The organism is Nocardia sp. NPDC004860 (genome assembly GCF_040609015.1).
Taxonomy (GTDB): domain Bacteria; phylum Actinomycetota; class Actinomycetes; order Mycobacteriales; family Mycobacteriaceae; genus Nocardia.
Window position 1 is genome coordinate 18,301 of record NZ_JBEXJI010000037.1, and the last position, 12,259, is coordinate 30,559.

General features: G+C 63.5%; 27 protein-coding genes. 21 read left to right on the forward strand and 6 right to left on the reverse strand.

Translation table 11 applies throughout. The features are described from left to right. Window positions 1–13 precede the first annotated feature (13 nt). The 7 genes from ABZV44_RS39880 (at window position 14) to ABZV44_RS39910 (ending at window position 2,367) form a co-directional block, all read left to right on the forward strand. Window positions 14–208: a hypothetical protein gene (locus tag ABZV44_RS39880; protein ID WP_354848674.1), complete on the forward strand. Its 195-nt coding sequence runs from the start codon at window positions 14–16 to the stop codon at window positions 206–208. Window positions 209–251: 43 nt separating this feature from the next. Further along, window positions 252–524 carry a hypothetical protein gene (locus tag ABZV44_RS39885; protein ID WP_354848677.1) on the forward strand — a complete coding sequence of 91 codons (273 nt, stop codon included), beginning with the start codon at window positions 252–254 and terminating at the stop codon, window positions 522–524. Then, window positions 521–838 (forward strand): hypothetical protein, encoded by a 318-nt coding sequence (locus ABZV44_RS39890; RefSeq protein WP_354848680.1) that lies wholly within the window; start codon window positions 521–523, stop codon window positions 836–838. Before ABZV44_RS39885 ends, ABZV44_RS39890 begins: the two co-directional genes overlap by 4 nt. A gap of 5 nt (window positions 839–843) precedes the next feature. Beyond that, window positions 844–1,299 (forward strand): hypothetical protein, encoded by a 456-nt coding sequence (locus tag ABZV44_RS39895; RefSeq protein WP_354848683.1) that lies wholly within the window; start codon window positions 844–846, stop codon window positions 1,297–1,299. Then, window positions 1,296–1,727, forward strand: coding sequence for a helix-turn-helix transcriptional regulator (locus ABZV44_RS39900; RefSeq protein WP_354848686.1), 432 nt, complete (start codon window positions 1,296–1,298; stop codon window positions 1,725–1,727). The genes ABZV44_RS39895 and ABZV44_RS39900 overlap by 4 nt, the downstream gene beginning before the upstream one ends. Next, a complete protein-coding gene (locus tag ABZV44_RS39905; protein ID WP_354848689.1) occupies window positions 1,724–2,053 on the forward strand; it encodes a hypothetical protein in 330 nt (109 codons plus the stop codon). Before ABZV44_RS39900 ends, ABZV44_RS39905 begins: the two co-directional genes overlap by 4 nt. 104 nt (window positions 2,054–2,157) lie before the next feature. Beyond that, window positions 2,158–2,367: a hypothetical protein gene (locus tag ABZV44_RS39910; RefSeq protein ID WP_354848692.1), complete on the forward strand. Its 210-nt coding sequence runs from the start codon at window positions 2,158–2,160 to the stop codon at window positions 2,365–2,367. A gap of 80 nt (window positions 2,368–2,447) precedes the next feature. On the opposite strand, the gene ABZV44_RS39915 is transcribed toward ABZV44_RS39910, so the two are convergent. Beyond that, window positions 2,448–3,347 (reverse strand): DUF2971 domain-containing protein, encoded by a 900-nt coding sequence (locus tag ABZV44_RS39915; RefSeq protein ID WP_354848695.1) that lies wholly within the window; start codon window positions 3,345–3,347, stop codon window positions 2,448–2,450. A gap of 308 nt (window positions 3,348–3,655) precedes the next feature. On the opposite strand from ABZV44_RS39915, the gene ABZV44_RS39920 reads away from it, so the two are divergent. Continuing rightward, the gene (locus tag ABZV44_RS39920; protein WP_354848697.1) at window positions 3,656–3,817 is read left to right on the forward strand and encodes a hypothetical protein; all 162 of its coding nucleotides are present in this window, start codon (window positions 3,656–3,658) and stop codon (window positions 3,815–3,817) included. Window positions 3,818–3,929: 112 nt separating this feature from the next. Continuing rightward, window positions 3,930–4,337, forward strand: coding sequence for a hypothetical protein (locus ABZV44_RS39925; protein WP_354848700.1), 408 nt, complete (start codon window positions 3,930–3,932; stop codon window positions 4,335–4,337). Between the two features lie 129 nt (window positions 4,338–4,466). Here ABZV44_RS39925 and ABZV44_RS39930 read toward each other — a convergent pair whose 3' ends face one another. From ABZV44_RS39930 to ABZV44_RS39950, 5 genes are all read right to left on the reverse strand, one after another. After that, on the reverse strand, window positions 4,467–5,786 hold the full coding sequence (locus ABZV44_RS39930; protein WP_354848703.1) for a hypothetical protein: 1,320 nt from the start codon (window positions 5,784–5,786) through the stop codon (window positions 4,467–4,469). An 80-nt stretch (window positions 5,787–5,866) separates the two neighbouring features. Further along, window positions 5,867–6,079: a hypothetical protein gene (locus ABZV44_RS39935; protein WP_354848705.1), complete on the reverse strand. Its 213-nt coding sequence runs from the start codon at window positions 6,077–6,079 to the stop codon at window positions 5,867–5,869. A 725-nt stretch (window positions 6,080–6,804) separates the two neighbouring features. Then, window positions 6,805–7,137, reverse strand: coding sequence for a hypothetical protein (locus ABZV44_RS39940; protein WP_354848708.1), 333 nt, complete (start codon window positions 7,135–7,137; stop codon window positions 6,805–6,807). 40 nt (window positions 7,138–7,177) lie between these two features. Then, window positions 7,178–7,435: a hypothetical protein gene (locus tag ABZV44_RS39945; protein WP_354848711.1), complete on the reverse strand. Its 258-nt coding sequence runs from the start codon at window positions 7,433–7,435 to the stop codon at window positions 7,178–7,180. Window positions 7,436–7,467: 32 nt separating this feature from the next. Beyond that, on the reverse strand, window positions 7,468–7,866 hold the full coding sequence (locus ABZV44_RS39950) for a hypothetical protein (RefSeq protein WP_354848713.1): 399 nt from the start codon (window positions 7,864–7,866) through the stop codon (window positions 7,468–7,470). Between the two features lie 244 nt (window positions 7,867–8,110). Between ABZV44_RS39950 and ABZV44_RS39955 the strand changes: the two genes are divergently transcribed. The 12 genes from ABZV44_RS39955 to ABZV44_RS40010 all read left to right on the forward strand — a co-directional run bounded on the left by ABZV44_RS39955 (window position 8,111) and on the right by ABZV44_RS40010 (window position 12,234). Beyond that, a complete protein-coding gene (locus ABZV44_RS39955; RefSeq protein ID WP_354848716.1) occupies window positions 8,111–8,263 on the forward strand; it encodes a hypothetical protein in 153 nt (50 codons plus the stop codon). Further along, on the forward strand, window positions 8,260–8,613 hold the full coding sequence (locus tag ABZV44_RS39960; protein WP_354848719.1) for a hypothetical protein: 354 nt from the start codon (window positions 8,260–8,262) through the stop codon (window positions 8,611–8,613). The genes ABZV44_RS39955 and ABZV44_RS39960 overlap by 4 nt, the downstream gene beginning before the upstream one ends. Next, on the forward strand, window positions 8,610–8,966 hold the full coding sequence (locus ABZV44_RS39965; RefSeq protein WP_354848722.1) for a hypothetical protein: 357 nt from the start codon (window positions 8,610–8,612) through the stop codon (window positions 8,964–8,966). The genes ABZV44_RS39960 and ABZV44_RS39965 overlap by 4 nt, the downstream gene beginning before the upstream one ends. Window positions 8,967–9,022: 56 nt before the next feature. Continuing rightward, complete coding sequence (locus ABZV44_RS39970; protein ID WP_354848725.1) at window positions 9,023–9,856, forward strand: hypothetical protein; 834 nt, start codon at window positions 9,023–9,025, stop codon at window positions 9,854–9,856. Then, the gene (locus ABZV44_RS39975) at window positions 9,853–10,020 is read left to right on the forward strand and encodes a hypothetical protein (protein ID WP_354848728.1); all 168 of its coding nucleotides are present in this window, start codon (window positions 9,853–9,855) and stop codon (window positions 10,018–10,020) included. The genes ABZV44_RS39970 and ABZV44_RS39975 overlap by 4 nt, the downstream gene beginning before the upstream one ends. A 156-nt stretch (window positions 10,021–10,176) precedes the next feature. Further along, a complete protein-coding gene (locus ABZV44_RS39980; RefSeq protein WP_354848731.1) occupies window positions 10,177–10,533 on the forward strand; it encodes a hypothetical protein in 357 nt (118 codons plus the stop codon). Next, window positions 10,530–10,790, forward strand: a complete 261-nt coding sequence (locus ABZV44_RS39985) for a hypothetical protein (protein ID WP_354848734.1) — start codon at window positions 10,530–10,532, stop codon at window positions 10,788–10,790. The genes ABZV44_RS39980 and ABZV44_RS39985 overlap by 4 nt, the downstream gene beginning before the upstream one ends. Window positions 10,791–10,865: 75 nt before the next feature. Continuing rightward, complete coding sequence (locus tag ABZV44_RS39990; protein WP_354848736.1) at window positions 10,866–11,084, forward strand: hypothetical protein; 219 nt, start codon at window positions 10,866–10,868, stop codon at window positions 11,082–11,084. 43 nt (window positions 11,085–11,127) lie between these two features. Further along, window positions 11,128–11,307 (forward strand): hypothetical protein, encoded by a 180-nt coding sequence (locus ABZV44_RS39995; protein WP_354848739.1) that lies wholly within the window; start codon window positions 11,128–11,130, stop codon window positions 11,305–11,307. After that, window positions 11,304–11,603 (forward strand): WhiB family transcriptional regulator, encoded by a 300-nt coding sequence (locus ABZV44_RS40000; protein WP_354848741.1) that lies wholly within the window; start codon window positions 11,304–11,306, stop codon window positions 11,601–11,603. The genes ABZV44_RS39995 and ABZV44_RS40000 overlap by 4 nt, the downstream gene beginning before the upstream one ends. Window positions 11,604–11,702: 99 nt before the next feature. After that, entirely contained in the window at window positions 11,703–11,939 is a 237-nt protein-coding gene (locus ABZV44_RS40005; RefSeq protein ID WP_354848744.1) for a hypothetical protein, read from the forward strand. Continuing rightward, window positions 11,932–12,234 carry a glutaredoxin family protein gene (locus ABZV44_RS40010; protein WP_354848746.1) on the forward strand — a complete coding sequence of 101 codons (303 nt, stop codon included), beginning with the start codon at window positions 11,932–11,934 and terminating at the stop codon, window positions 12,232–12,234. Before ABZV44_RS40005 ends, ABZV44_RS40010 begins: the two co-directional genes overlap by 8 nt. Window positions 12,235–12,259 lie beyond the last annotated feature (25 nt).

Here is a 12,259-nt window from a genome sequence, read left to right on the forward strand (position 1 = left end):
GAGAAGACCTCGCATGCTCCAAATCACCCCTCTGCCGCGCGACACTCGTCCCGACCCTTACGACACCCGCTGGGCGCGTGCCATCCTCCTCGGCCTCCAGTCGAAACCGATCTACGCCGGCACCGTGCCCGACGAAGAGATCTCGCGTAGGCGCGTGAAGAACCGCGCCGCACGCAAGGCCCGCAAGACCAACCGCCGCGGACGATAGGAGCAAGCCCGTGATGACTCCACACGAGATCCTCGACCTGCCGATGCAGGACAACGACGCCGGCGCCGAAACCATCCGCGGGTATCTCACCGCGCTGCTGCGGCAGCTGTGGGAGCACGGTGAAAACTTCGGCGGGAAGCGCCCCTTCGGTAATTCCGGATGGGAATACGACCTGTACAGAACCCTCGCCGGAGCCGGACTGATTGAGGCCACCCTCGATGACGAAGGCTTTCTCGACACCTGCGACGACCGAACTGGCCATGAGCTGATCGCGCAGGCGATCACTGCACTCGGCGCGACCGGGCAGTCCGCATGAGCCGCAAGGTCTTCGCTGAGATCCCGTTCAACCCCGTCACCGGGAACATGGATGCCTTCCCGGGTCGGTGGACCGAATGGCGTCCGAACGAACCGTTCACCGCGAGCCTCCGCATTGTCGGCACCGAGCGTGGCCGGTCCGCGGCCCGCTACATCGCTGAGGACATCGAAACCGGCTGCCAGTACCCGATGTTCATGACCGAGATGCTCGCGATCGTCCAAAACCACACGATCGACCACGGTGTCATCACTGGCACGTGGATCGGCTGCAAGCGCGGCGCCAACTACGGCATCCGCCTCGAATCACAGGAGTAGGCCGCGTGATCGAGAAGACAGTGTCGAGCATCGACGAATGGTTTGCGTACGCAGATTGCCGATTCGGTCCGAAAGCGGACGCAATCGGTCAACTGGCAGAACAGATCCGCGAGCTGTTCGGCGCGAATAAGCACACCCTAGCGACCCTCAGCGAAGAGTACGGCGACCACAACCGCCTCGAACTCGTCATCGAATGTGGCGGCCACGAGAAGCGGTTCGACCTCGACGATTTCGAGACCAGCGACTACTTCGACTGGCTGGACGAGCCACGCCGACAGGCAGAAGCCCAAGCGCGACGAGCCGCGGAACTGAAGGCAGCGACCGAGGCTGCTGAAGCCCGCGACCAAGCCCAGATCGACTCGATCGTCGGTGCCCTCGACGCGATTGAAGCCGAAGGCTATCGGAGTGACCGCGACTGGCATGACAAGCTCATGGACCGGCTGGGAGTGAGGAACACGTGACCGACGACGTCTGCCTGATGTCCCGTCACTTCGACGGCCCGAGGCACTCGTGGCGGTTCGACATGGACAACCCGATCATCATCTGCAGCTACTGCGATGAGACGCGAGACGCAATCTCCGGGACAGTGATCCGACCCAGCAGCGCTGCGATGGACGAGTTCCCCGGGATCAAAGATCCGACATCACAGGACCGGCTGGGCCTCGCGCTAGCCGAGCAGCAGGTGCACCTGATCATCCGCCTGCGTGAGATTCGCGAAGCCCGCGGCCTCACCGTCGACCAGGTCGCCATGATCATGAAGAAGGCGCCGGCGTTGGTGGCCCGCTTCGAAACCGCTGGGACGAACCCGACGATGTCCGCGATTCGCGCGTACGCGAAAGCCGTGGGCGCCAACTTCGAAATCACTGTGACCGCTTGGGAGGACGAGTGAACACGATCCGAACGAACTGGCGCGGTCACGCGATCAAGGGGCCATGGTTCGGGGACTACTACCTCACCTGGATCGAAGCGAACAACCGCAGCAAGGTGGAGCCCGGCTGTTGGTGCACCGACGAACACGGCCGCGACTGGTGGGTTACCGACACGCCGGAGTGGGATCGACAGTGGTTCCGGTCGCAGGGGGTGAAGCCGCCACAACGGTTCGGCGATCGAGCACAGACAGAGTGGATCGACCAAGGCGAGGGGCTACGACTCCTCGGCTACACGACGGCACCCCAGACCCGACGTTGGCCCTGGTCGCCGAAGGCCGCCGCTTGAGTCGACACCTCTACCTCGGCGGATTGCCGGGCTTGCGTGTCGGCGATCTCTTCGAGCCGGCTCACCGACGTCGCCGCAAGCAGCCAACCCGGCATGCTGACCGCGTGTTCGCGACCCCGGATCGCCTGGACGCCAAGCACTATGCGTCGACCTGGAACGGCGACCTGTACCGCGTGGCGCTGATGGGGGAGTGGCAGGCGTCCGTCGAAGACCCCATCGAGTCATTCCATGCGCCCGCTGCACCCGTCACCGAAGTAGTCGACCGCGGCGTGGTCCTCGACCTGGCCGAGCAGAAGTTGCTGTCACGGAACTGAAGCTGGCGAAGGCGGTGTCGCAGCGTGAAGATGGCCATCCCAGGGTGCGTCTGCTCGGACTACGAGGCCGTCGTCGGTGATCAGCCTTTGTAGGTTGCTCTCGAGGGCTTGACCTCGGTGTCGAAGAATCCGCGTTGGGCGAGTAGTTGGCGAACCGCTTCCTCTCGAAGGCTTTGATCAGGTCCGGGCCCGACGGTGACGGACTTGATGGCGGATGGGACGAATACGCGGCTATCGAACGGCTGCGGCCGAATCAATTTGATGAATGGGACAATTCCGTTAGGTCCCGGCCTGAACTGCAGGGGAGCGTAGAAGTCCCCGGCGGGGTGGATCAGCCGCCACTCGTCCTCTTCTGAGAAGGCGTCGTGTTTGAACTGGGCCAAGACTCCGACCGCGCGAGACAGTTCCCATCCGGGGTCGCTTTCAACGATCTGCTTGGCCGCGGCTCGAAGCTCCTGGTCGTCAAGGTCATAGTTCACCTTGACCAAGTTCGTGCCAATTTGGTAACCGACGGTGGTAGAGCCAGCCCTCAGTGCTGGAACGAGGATATCCCGCAGGACTTTGCTATCGAACTCAACCGAGTAGCCCCCTCCATTGGCTCCGTATCCCCGCCATTGACTGAGCAAGTCACCGTCCGTGCAGAAGCATGCAACGTATGCGGTGTGCGTCAACCGGGTGACCTGGCCGTCGTCTTCGGTGAAGTCACCCTTGCGGATCTGTTCAGCCAACTGGCGAAGCCGCTCCTTACGGTCGCCATCATCAACGTGTTGCAGTTCGTTGATGATCGCGCCGGCAAGCTTGTCTGCCGCATGCGTAAGCTCGGCCGAGTCATTGAGGTAGCGAGCATCTGTCGCCCACAATGAGAACGACCGTTCGGACGTCGTATCGATCGCGAGGCCGAGGTCCTCCGTGTTCGGCACAGGCTCAAGGATGCCAAGCAATCCGGCCGCGGTTGTGTAGTGGTACAAGGAATCTGGCACGTTGAGAGACTCTACGTGCGAGCGGTGACAAGGCCGACGCGCCACTGGTTGCGGCGCGTCGCGTTCACGGTAGGGGTAAGGACTAATCGACCGCTGCACCCCAGTGCTCGCGGTTGAAGGTCTCGACCCGAGTCTGGCAGTCGCCGCACATCATCCAGCGACCTTCAGGCATTGTCGCTCCGCACAGGACACATAGTCTCGGTTCATCGGCCACCGCTGGATCGTAGCGAATCGGACGAACTGGTTCGAACAGGTGTTCCCGGCGCGCCGCGGGGAACCGGACGTGCCTGGTTACCGTCCAAACCAACATGGACTGGGAGCGCCGACAGGATCTTCGCGAGATGGGCTACGACCCCGACGATTTGAGTATCCAGCTCGACCTCGCCTGGATCAGATACCTGCTGTGGCGGGAAGTGCAGGCCGGCGGCGACCCGCGGATGTTGGGGAGACCAGCAAGGCCAAATCGCTGACATCTCGTGCCGATCTTGCCTGGACCAGGTTTAGACCGGTAACGGTGCCTCACCGTCAACGGATGGGACGACCGCACGACGTTGAACCCCATCACCTGACGAAGGGACACCCGTGAACCAACCCGCCCGCATCGCCGGCCTCGCAACGCTGGCGCTACTACTAGGCGCCCCGACCGCGGAGGCAATCCCAACCGGCAGTGGCGGTGACGACGGCCGGACCGCAGGGGTGCCTGTCGTCAAGGCTGGCGACTACTGCGGGAACACCTACGGCCAGTGGGCGACCACTGCCCAATTCGACGACGGCGCAACGGCCTACTGCGTGCGGGTCGCCGCCACCGACGCCTCGGTGTGGTCGCGGACCAACCAGATGATGCCCGTCGACCCGCACAACCGGGTATCCGTCGGCGACTCATGCTTCATCGAGGGCGCGATGTGGACTGATTACCGCAGCGGTCGGCAGATCTTCTGCCGCAAGACGGTGAATGGTCGCCTGCGGGGCGATCTCCGGTGGCAGTTCTAGACACCTACTGAGTCCGCTGGCGCCTGTATGGTGCATTGGTCAATCAACCTGGTGTGACCAGGGATGGCGATTACCCTGATCGAGCCCCGAACCGACGCACGCGGTCCGGGGCTCGATTGGCATGCCGTGTCAATCGGTAACACTTGCGTCGTTCTGCACAGGAACTGCATCAGTTGGCGGATAGACAAACAGTCCAACCGAGTCTCGCAGTAGAGCGCGCGCGTCTTCTGCGGCAAGTTCACCAGCAGCGACGGCCTTATCGAGCAAGAACAAGCTGCGGGTGTCAATCGCGGTGGCGCCCTGCTCCTTTAAGACCTCAACGTCTTCGGCGTGGCCCCATAGGAGCTGCTTTCTGACGCTCGGATCACGCTCTCGGAACTGGTTCACGACGTACCAGGCCGCCTCCGGAAGCTTCCGGTTTTCCGCCGTGTAGAAGCCAACCCATCGCTGGAGCTTCGCCAAGTCGCTTGGCTTGCCACCAGTCGTGTAACCCTTCACCTCACAAACGCATGTCCAGTCGCCGTCGCTGACTCGCAGGTCTTCACGCTTCTGTCCTTGAAGGTCGACGTCCATATCGCGCACATCGAACCCCAGTCGCTGCAGCGCCTCGTTCACCGCGTGAACCAACTCATCGCCTGTGCCTGTCAGGAGAATTCGTGGTCCAGCGTCACCTGCGTCTCGCGCCGAATGAAGTGCAGATTCAGCCTCGGCGATCTCCCGCTGGAGCTGTTCGATCGCTGCGTCAGCAGTAGCCTGCCGTTGCTCTATGTTGGCCCGCGCTGCAAGCTCGGCCGAAGTCATCCATGTCGGATTGGAGACCCAATCAGGCTCGGACGGAAAGACTGATGGTTCAGCAGCAGCCCAACGCTCGAAGGCCGCCAGGAGCCATGGCTCGATGTTGTCGGCGGCTTCAGCTGGCAGATAGATGCATTCGCGCGGACCGACCACAGGTTGATAGATAAAAGCGATCGGGTGGCCGTCGACGTCGACTACCAGCGGCGTCGGGCGCGGCATTTGTTCAGGTAGCCCGAATGTGTGGATAACGGTGCGGTACACGCTATCGGCAAGCAGCTTCGGTAGAAGCTCAGCCTTAACGAGGCTCGACCACTTCTTGTCGAGCTCCGCCGGGATGACAACTGGGGCTACCGGAACCATTACGTCGTCGAAGAGTGGACTATTTGCGCGGAATGAGACGGATTCTACTGGCTTCCGGCCTACCGGTGTGCCCCCGAACTGAATGCAAAAAAGTTGATTGAGACAGCTGGTGTCGGCGAATGGCGCCCCCACAGACACAAGGAAGTCCCAGCTCTCCCAACGAAACCTCGGAGACTCTCGATTAAAGTGTAAGACAGTAGGGCAGTACTGTTTGATGACTGCCGCCGCAGGCGCGCCTTCGTCTATCCCGTAGACCAGAGCGCGGGGCTTGTCTTTCTCGCCGTAGATGGGCACGCCCAATAACTTACAGGGTTGCGTGGTGTCGAACTTTGGTGTGTCGCAACGAGACAGCTACTGCGTGTCTTGTTGCAAGGTTACCACCCGACTGGCTGTCGATCGACCGGCAGCGCCACCACCGCCCGTGTGACCCGCCGTGCCGCAAGGCGCATCTGCTCTTGCGCGTACTCGGCCGCGGCTGCCGAGTGCGGATGCTCACGCGGGTCGATCATCGCCCGCAGGTACGCGACCGCGGCATGCGCGAGTTCGTCACGCGCAATGCTGTATTCACCCATCGGGTCGCCGGTCATGACGCTGCTCTCCTCTTCAACATCCGTTCCTTCCGCTGCTCGGGCGTCGGCTCCACCCAGACATGCCACTTCACCTCCGGCGCCCACCGCTGGACGTGCTCCCGGCGGTCGACACCACACCAGCGGCAGGCGTTCGGCGCCGGCACCTGTTCAGCCATCTCGTCGCTCCCGTTCCTTCTCATGCTTCGGTCGTCGCTGATACTGGTTCGCTGGCGGGATCGGCTGTGCCGCATTCGACTTGCGGAGCTCGTGCCGACGCCGCCAGGCCGCCAGGTCGGGGCGTTCAGTCGGATCGCTAGCTGCGGGCAACGTTGGCACGGGGGTCTTCGGGACCTACCAGCAAGAAGTACCGATTCTCGGATCGAGGGTCATCGCGGTAATAGGTGACCGTGACTCCATCGGTGGCGGCTTCGCTGGTCCGGTATCTGGCTCCGTTGTCGAGAACGATCCGAGTCTCTGTTGTGGCCGATGAAACCGTCGTCGCGATGACCGAGATCGGGCTCTCGGGTCCTTTCCGAACGGTGCAGTGCAACTCGAACGCTTTCCCGCCGGCGACTGCCCACGGGGCTGACGGATCAACAGGGTTGGTCGGCATGGCTTGATCCTTCCGGATGTTGGTGGGGCGGGGGAGTGTGGAGTGCGGGCCGGTTCAGTGCGCGGGGGACGTCGTTGGCCCCCACTCGTTCACGCCGTTGTGCCCGTGAACCGGCCCGCGGGCTAAATGGCTACTGCGCGGCCCACTGCGGGAATCGCGTGCGCGGTGTGACAGAGACGATCTCGGTGGCGGTGCCGGCGGGCTCGATCATGTAGAAGCCGATGCGGTGCGCATGTGCACCGCCGACGTGGGCGTTGTCGCTGTACCGGTTCGGGCGTGCGCACTCGTCGGTGAGGCAGTCCTGGTAGATCCACGTGCGGATACCGGCCTCGCGTTCCCACGTCGGCAGCCCGAGCGCCCACGGGACCGTGCGCATCGCGGCGAGAGCGACGTCGGAGGTGTCGTAGTCGCGGGTGTGGAGCTGGTCGTCCACGAACCAGGTAGCGGTGGCGGTCGGGCTCATCGTGAAACTCCTTGCCGGATAGAGCGAGTGGGCTGAAAGGTCATGCGGTCCACGCCTCGGCGGCGGCGATGACCGCGGCATTGAGCCCACGGTCGTGCAGCGCGTGAGACCACTCCGGGTACGCGCGGAGGGCGGCCTGGAGCGCGTCGTCGCGTGTGGCAGAGCAGTTGGGCAGGTCGAGGACGCCGGCGCTCTTGATTGCGGCGCGGAGTCCGGACTTGTGGCCCCCGCGAGCGTTCAAGTAGGCCATCCCCGCGCCAACGAAGCTGAGGCGGTTGGTGAGGCTGGTGGCGGTCATCTGAATCTCCTTGTGCAGTAAGGCTTGGCGGGTCAGGCGGCGATCAGTTCGGCGGTGCGCTTGTAGCGGGCGAACCCGGCATCGATCGCGGTCCGGCCAGCGTCGGTGGTCGGGTAGGCGTAGACGTGGATCGGGTGCCCGGTACGGCGGTGACGCGACCACACCCGGCGGGGCTCAGTGCCGGTTTGGTTCCGCCACGCCTGGGCGACGTGCTTGCCCGCCCAGCCGCTGTAGGAGTTGATCCACTCGTCGTCCGCGCCGATGGCAGCGAGCTCATCGCCGATGAGGGTCAGCTCGCCGGTCTCCAGCTCGCGGGTAGTGGAAATCCCGTTGCGGATCGCGATCTCGACCGGGGCGGCCAGGCGGCGCACGCGGTCGGCGATGCGACGGCCGGTCTTGGCGGCTTCGGTGGCGAGCTGGCGGATGTTCATCGGGTCCCTTTCGCTGTGACGATGATGCAACGATATCAGTGCAATGCATGAAGTGCAATGGAATGCATCCAGAAAGTTCGAGGTCGCTCGACGTTGCACGGGTGTCATGGACTCGCGTTTGACCGATTGATGACGGTTCGGTAACGGTCCAGCGCGGCCTATTGAATCCAACACAATGCACTGCATAGTGTGAGCTGCATCAAATACCGGCTGGCACCGGTCACCACCAACCGAAAGCGAAACGATGCGCAACCCCACCCACCTCGACCCCTCGCAGTACTGCGACTGGTACGAGCGCCGCTACAGCACCGAAGCGCACTGCGGCCACGAAGAGTGCGACACCACCTGCGAATTCATCTACACCGAAGCCGACTTCGCGAACGAGGTGGCGGCATGATCGACCGCGACACCCGCCAGATCCAGCACGCCCTCAACATCCCCGACTGGGCGCCCCGCTTCAACGGCATCCTGGACACCCAGTCCTTCGACCGGTTCCACGACACCGAATGCGAACTGTGCAACCGCCCCGGCGCGGTGTTCGTCGAGTACACCGTCAACGACGAGGTGGACGGCTGGATCGGCACCGACGCCATGTACTGCGCTGAACACGCCTCCGATGAGGTGCGCTGCATCCTCGACCGCGAAGACCGCTCCATCGACCACGACACCCTCGTGTGGGTCAACTACTGGGCCATCCAGTACGGGGCATTCGGTCACGCCGGCAACACGATTCAGGCAGCGGCGTGATCACCCGCGAAGACGCCCAGGAGCGCGTCACCTACTTCGGTGACGCGCCCGTGGTCGACCGCGACGGCTACGCCATCGAAATCGGCTGCCCCGACAAAGAATCAAGCCTCTGCCTGCTCCGCGTAGCCACCGACGCGAACGGATCGGGTCCGAAGCTCCGCGTCGACCTGGCCGCAACTGGCGTCCGCGAACTCCTGTCGCGCCTCGTCGCGTGGGAAGCCGATCACGACGCCGAATTCATCCGGCAGATCGCAATCCGCGCCATCGAATGGCTGCGCGTCAACGACCGCGACGCGTTCGCCGGCCTCACCCACTACATGCAGTCCTGCCTCACAGAAGGAGCACCGCGATGACCGAGACTGTCACCGAGACAACGTGTTACGCGATCGAACTGCCGTCCGGCGAGCTGGTGGACGACCTTGGCAGCTGGGACAGAGCGGGCGGTGTGCACAGCATGCTTCCCAATAGGCAATCCGCCTACCTGTGGGAGACGCCCGATGTCGCGCGGTCAGTCCGGATGCAGCTTTCAACCGACCTGACCGGCTACGGCCTCCAGACGCACTTCATGCAGCACTCGCGTGTTGTCGAGGTCCGTGTCCGCACCACTCTGGAGATCCGCCCGGTCGTCGCGGATCACGTCGCGGACGACGGAATCGTGGACGCACCGATCCTCGATGAAGCCGTGCGTGATTCCTCGTTTCTGGCGGCCCGCGTGCGGAGCTTGATCAGCGTCCTGCAGGAGGGGGAGTGGCGCGAGCCGGGCGGCCCGATCGATGTTGCTGCGCTCATTCGCGAGCTGCAGACAATGGTCGGAGACGATGAGCCCATCATGGAGGCCAACGTCGTCGGCCTGACAGAACCGCGTACCTGGAGCAGCGTCCGTGACATCCCTGTCGGCACCCGATTCCATCTCCGCTCGTACGCCAACGTCTATGAGCGGCGCGAAGCCGATTGTCTCCACCTGAGCAGTGGCTCGATGCATCGGCTCGCCGTTTTCGGGGACGGGCAGAACGCCTACGTCGAGGTGCTGACCGAGACTGTCGAGCCGCGCACCTGGCAGACGACCGAGGAGATTCCGTTTGGCGTTCGGTTCGTTTCCGCTGAGCACCGGAACGGTCCATACAGCTGGATTCGGTTCGATCTGCACAGCTTCCGCGAGTACGTCGACGGAACCGAGAGTTTCGTCGCCGACATCGACCTGGATCGACGTTACGGCAACGGCTTCGTGGAGGTGCTGTCGTGAAGCGCCCCTTCATCTACCGCATCCCGGGCGGTGAATGGGCCGTCTCCAAGCACGTCTCCGACGACGAGTGGGAATGCGCCGGCACCTTCGGGACCTGGCTCGAAGCGCTCGGTCTCGGCAACCGCATCGGCGCTCAGGAACGCGCCCGCTACCTGTGGCTGTGAAGCCACTCCGCTAGACCTTCCGGCTCGCCGCAGCGACCCACATGCGACCGCGCTGACGGCAGTCCCGCGAAGGAGGAGCGCGGCGCCTGGGATGACCCGCTCTGCCAGGCGCCGCCCCTACCAAGACCCATCGACACCGAAATCAGGTGAACCCCAATGCAACACAACATCCCCCTCATGCGCCGCGTGTACGAGCAGGCGACCGAGCAGCCTGAGACCTTCGATCAGTCGAAGTGGGCCAACTGCGTTGCCGGCTGGGCTATCCGACTCAACGGCGGCTACGCGTTCAAACGCGAGCCCGGAAGCCTCCGTGACGCCACCGAAGTCGTCAACTTCACCACCCATGAGGTGGAAGACGTCGAGCCCGTCGCTGCCCGGCTGCTCGGGTTGTGGCCGGAGGAAGCGTCGGGATTGTTCGCCGCGAGCAACCGTGACGCCCTCGCGTGGCTGGAAGACATCCTCGTCGCGCACGACTCCCACAGCACCGACCTGGTGAGCGAGGTTGCCGCATGAACCGGCGCGGTGACCACGTCTACGGATACGCCAGCCGACGCTACGAACTCCTCGAAGATCTTGCCGAGAAGGCGGACTGGGCTGGGCCGAAGGGCAGCGACCAAGCCGAGAAGGCGCTCCAGGACTTCCTTATGGGCCTGCATTCGTTGGCTCGGCTCCGCGCTCACGAGGCTGCCGACCAGGACCAGTACCGCGAATCCCGTGGCGTCAAAGCCGAACAGGTGCACGCGGAACAGCTTTCAACCGCCGCTGCCTAACCCTCCTGCCGCACAGCGAAAGGGCACACAGCGCTGTGCGGCAGACCCATATCCACCGATGAAGGGCACCCCTCAATGATCAGCACCCAGTCCGGCCACACCGTCGACATCCAGATCCTGCCGTCCATCAACGCCGCCGAGCCGCAGCGCGCCGTCCTCAACATCGCTGGCTCCCAAGGCATTACCAGCATTCCGCTCACCATCGACGAGGTTCAGGAGCTCGTGGGGGAGTCCGTGCAGGGATGGGGCGAACTCCGAGCCCTCGACCGGAAAATCGCGACACGCAATGTGTAGTGCAATGTAGACGATGCAATGCAATAGACACTAAGATCAAGACGTGGCCGGCGAACCGGGGGAAACCGCTCAGCCACCCCTCAACGCTTCACTGCTGAACCACCCGGAGAACGCCATGAAACCGCCCAAACCCTTCGCTCGCATACTCGGGGCAATCGCCGCCATCCCGCTCGTGCTCTTCGGTGCGCTACTCGCGCCGATCATCGCCGCGGTGCGCGAATGACCCTGAAAATCAACGACATCTGGGCCGACGCCGTCTGCCGGCAGGACTACTACCAGCAGTGGATGCGGAAGCGGCGCGCGTCGATGTGGGACTACTACGTCGACGGAGAAACCCAGAAACAAAAGGACGATCGGCACTTCAAAGCCCGCAATCTCTGCTTCTCCTGCCCGCTGCGAACCGAATGCCTGAAGCGGCATGACGAACTGGTTCGCGCGAAAGGGGAGCGGGTTCCGGGGATCTGGGGTGGACGGATTCACGTCGACCGGGACCGCGACGACTACGCCGAAGCCGCATGAGTCACACGGATACATCCATGTCGATATATGCATCGAGCGATGTGCGCGGCGTGGCAGGCGCAAACCCACAACCCAGCATCGACGAGGAAGAGATCTGAAATGTCTGACCGGACAATCACCACCGACAGCGGATCGATCGTGACTCTCACCGACCGCGACGGCGACCTCATTGTTCTGCTCGACCATCCCGATGCTCCAGCCGACATGCGCCCCACTGAGGCGGGGCGAGTCATCGACGGTGGATTCCAGCCCGCGCCGTTCGCGGCTTGGGGACTGCGGCCGCCGGCGCTGCGCGCAATCGCCGACCTCATCGAGCTGGAGGCGAACAATGCCTGACCAGATCCATCCCGACGCCCCGAACGTCGTGTTGTACAGCAAGCCGGGTTGCGGCCAGTGTGTCGCTACCTCGAAAGCGCTTGTGGCTCGGGGAATCCCGTTCGTGAAACGCGATGTGAGCAGCGACGCGAACGCTGCTGAACGTGTTCGGAACCTCGGCTATCAGTCCCTGCCCGTCATCGTCGCGGGCGACATGCATTGGTCCGGGTTCCAGCTCGACAAGATCGATCAGCTCAAAGACGCGTTGCTGAACTGGACTCCGAGCGCACCTGTGGAGGAGGCCGACCGTGGCTGACCAAGCCGTCTGCAAGCACTGCCAA

What these genes read in the sequence shown, in the direction of transcription:
- ABZV44_RS39880 (WP_354848674.1), top strand. Translation starts at nt 14, where the DNA reads ATGCTCCAAATCACCCCTCTGCCGCGCGACACTCGTCCCGACCCTTAC.
- ABZV44_RS39885 (WP_354848677.1), top strand. Translation starts at nt 252, where the DNA reads ATGCAGGACAACGACGCCGGCGCCGAAACCATCCGCGGGTATCTCACC.
- ABZV44_RS39890 (WP_354848680.1), top strand. Translation starts at nt 521, where the DNA reads ATGAGCCGCAAGGTCTTCGCTGAGATCCCGTTCAACCCCGTCACCGGG.
- ABZV44_RS39920 (WP_354848697.1), top strand. Translation starts at nt 3,656, where the DNA reads ATGGACTGGGAGCGCCGACAGGATCTTCGCGAGATGGGCTACGACCCC.
- ABZV44_RS39935 (WP_354848705.1), bottom strand. Translation starts at nt 6,079, where the DNA reads ATGACCGGCGACCCGATGGGTGAATACAGCATTGCGCGTGACGAACTC.
- ABZV44_RS39940 (WP_354848708.1), bottom strand. Translation starts at nt 7,137, where the DNA reads ATGAGCCCGACCGCCACCGCTACCTGGTTCGTGGACGACCAGCTCCAC.
- ABZV44_RS39945 (WP_354848711.1), bottom strand. Translation starts at nt 7,435, where the DNA reads ATGACCGCCACCAGCCTCACCAACCGCCTCAGCTTCGTTGGCGCGGGG.
- ABZV44_RS39950 (WP_354848713.1), bottom strand. Translation starts at nt 7,866, where the DNA reads ATGAACATCCGCCAGCTCGCCACCGAAGCCGCCAAGACCGGCCGTCGC.
- ABZV44_RS39955 (WP_354848716.1), top strand. Translation starts at nt 8,111, where the DNA reads ATGCGCAACCCCACCCACCTCGACCCCTCGCAGTACTGCGACTGGTAC.
- ABZV44_RS39960 (WP_354848719.1), top strand. Translation starts at nt 8,260, where the DNA reads ATGATCGACCGCGACACCCGCCAGATCCAGCACGCCCTCAACATCCCC.
- ABZV44_RS39980 (WP_354848731.1), top strand. Translation starts at nt 10,177, where the DNA reads ATGCAACACAACATCCCCCTCATGCGCCGCGTGTACGAGCAGGCGACC.
- ABZV44_RS39985 (WP_354848734.1), top strand. Translation starts at nt 10,530, where the DNA reads ATGAACCGGCGCGGTGACCACGTCTACGGATACGCCAGCCGACGCTAC.
- ABZV44_RS39990 (WP_354848736.1), top strand. Translation starts at nt 10,866, where the DNA reads ATGATCAGCACCCAGTCCGGCCACACCGTCGACATCCAGATCCTGCCG.
- ABZV44_RS40000 (WP_354848741.1), top strand. Translation starts at nt 11,304, where the DNA reads ATGACCCTGAAAATCAACGACATCTGGGCCGACGCCGTCTGCCGGCAG.
- ABZV44_RS40005 (WP_354848744.1), top strand. Translation starts at nt 11,703, where the DNA reads ATGTCTGACCGGACAATCACCACCGACAGCGGATCGATCGTGACTCTC.
- ABZV44_RS40010 (WP_354848746.1), top strand. Translation starts at nt 11,932, where the DNA reads ATGCCTGACCAGATCCATCCCGACGCCCCGAACGTCGTGTTGTACAGC.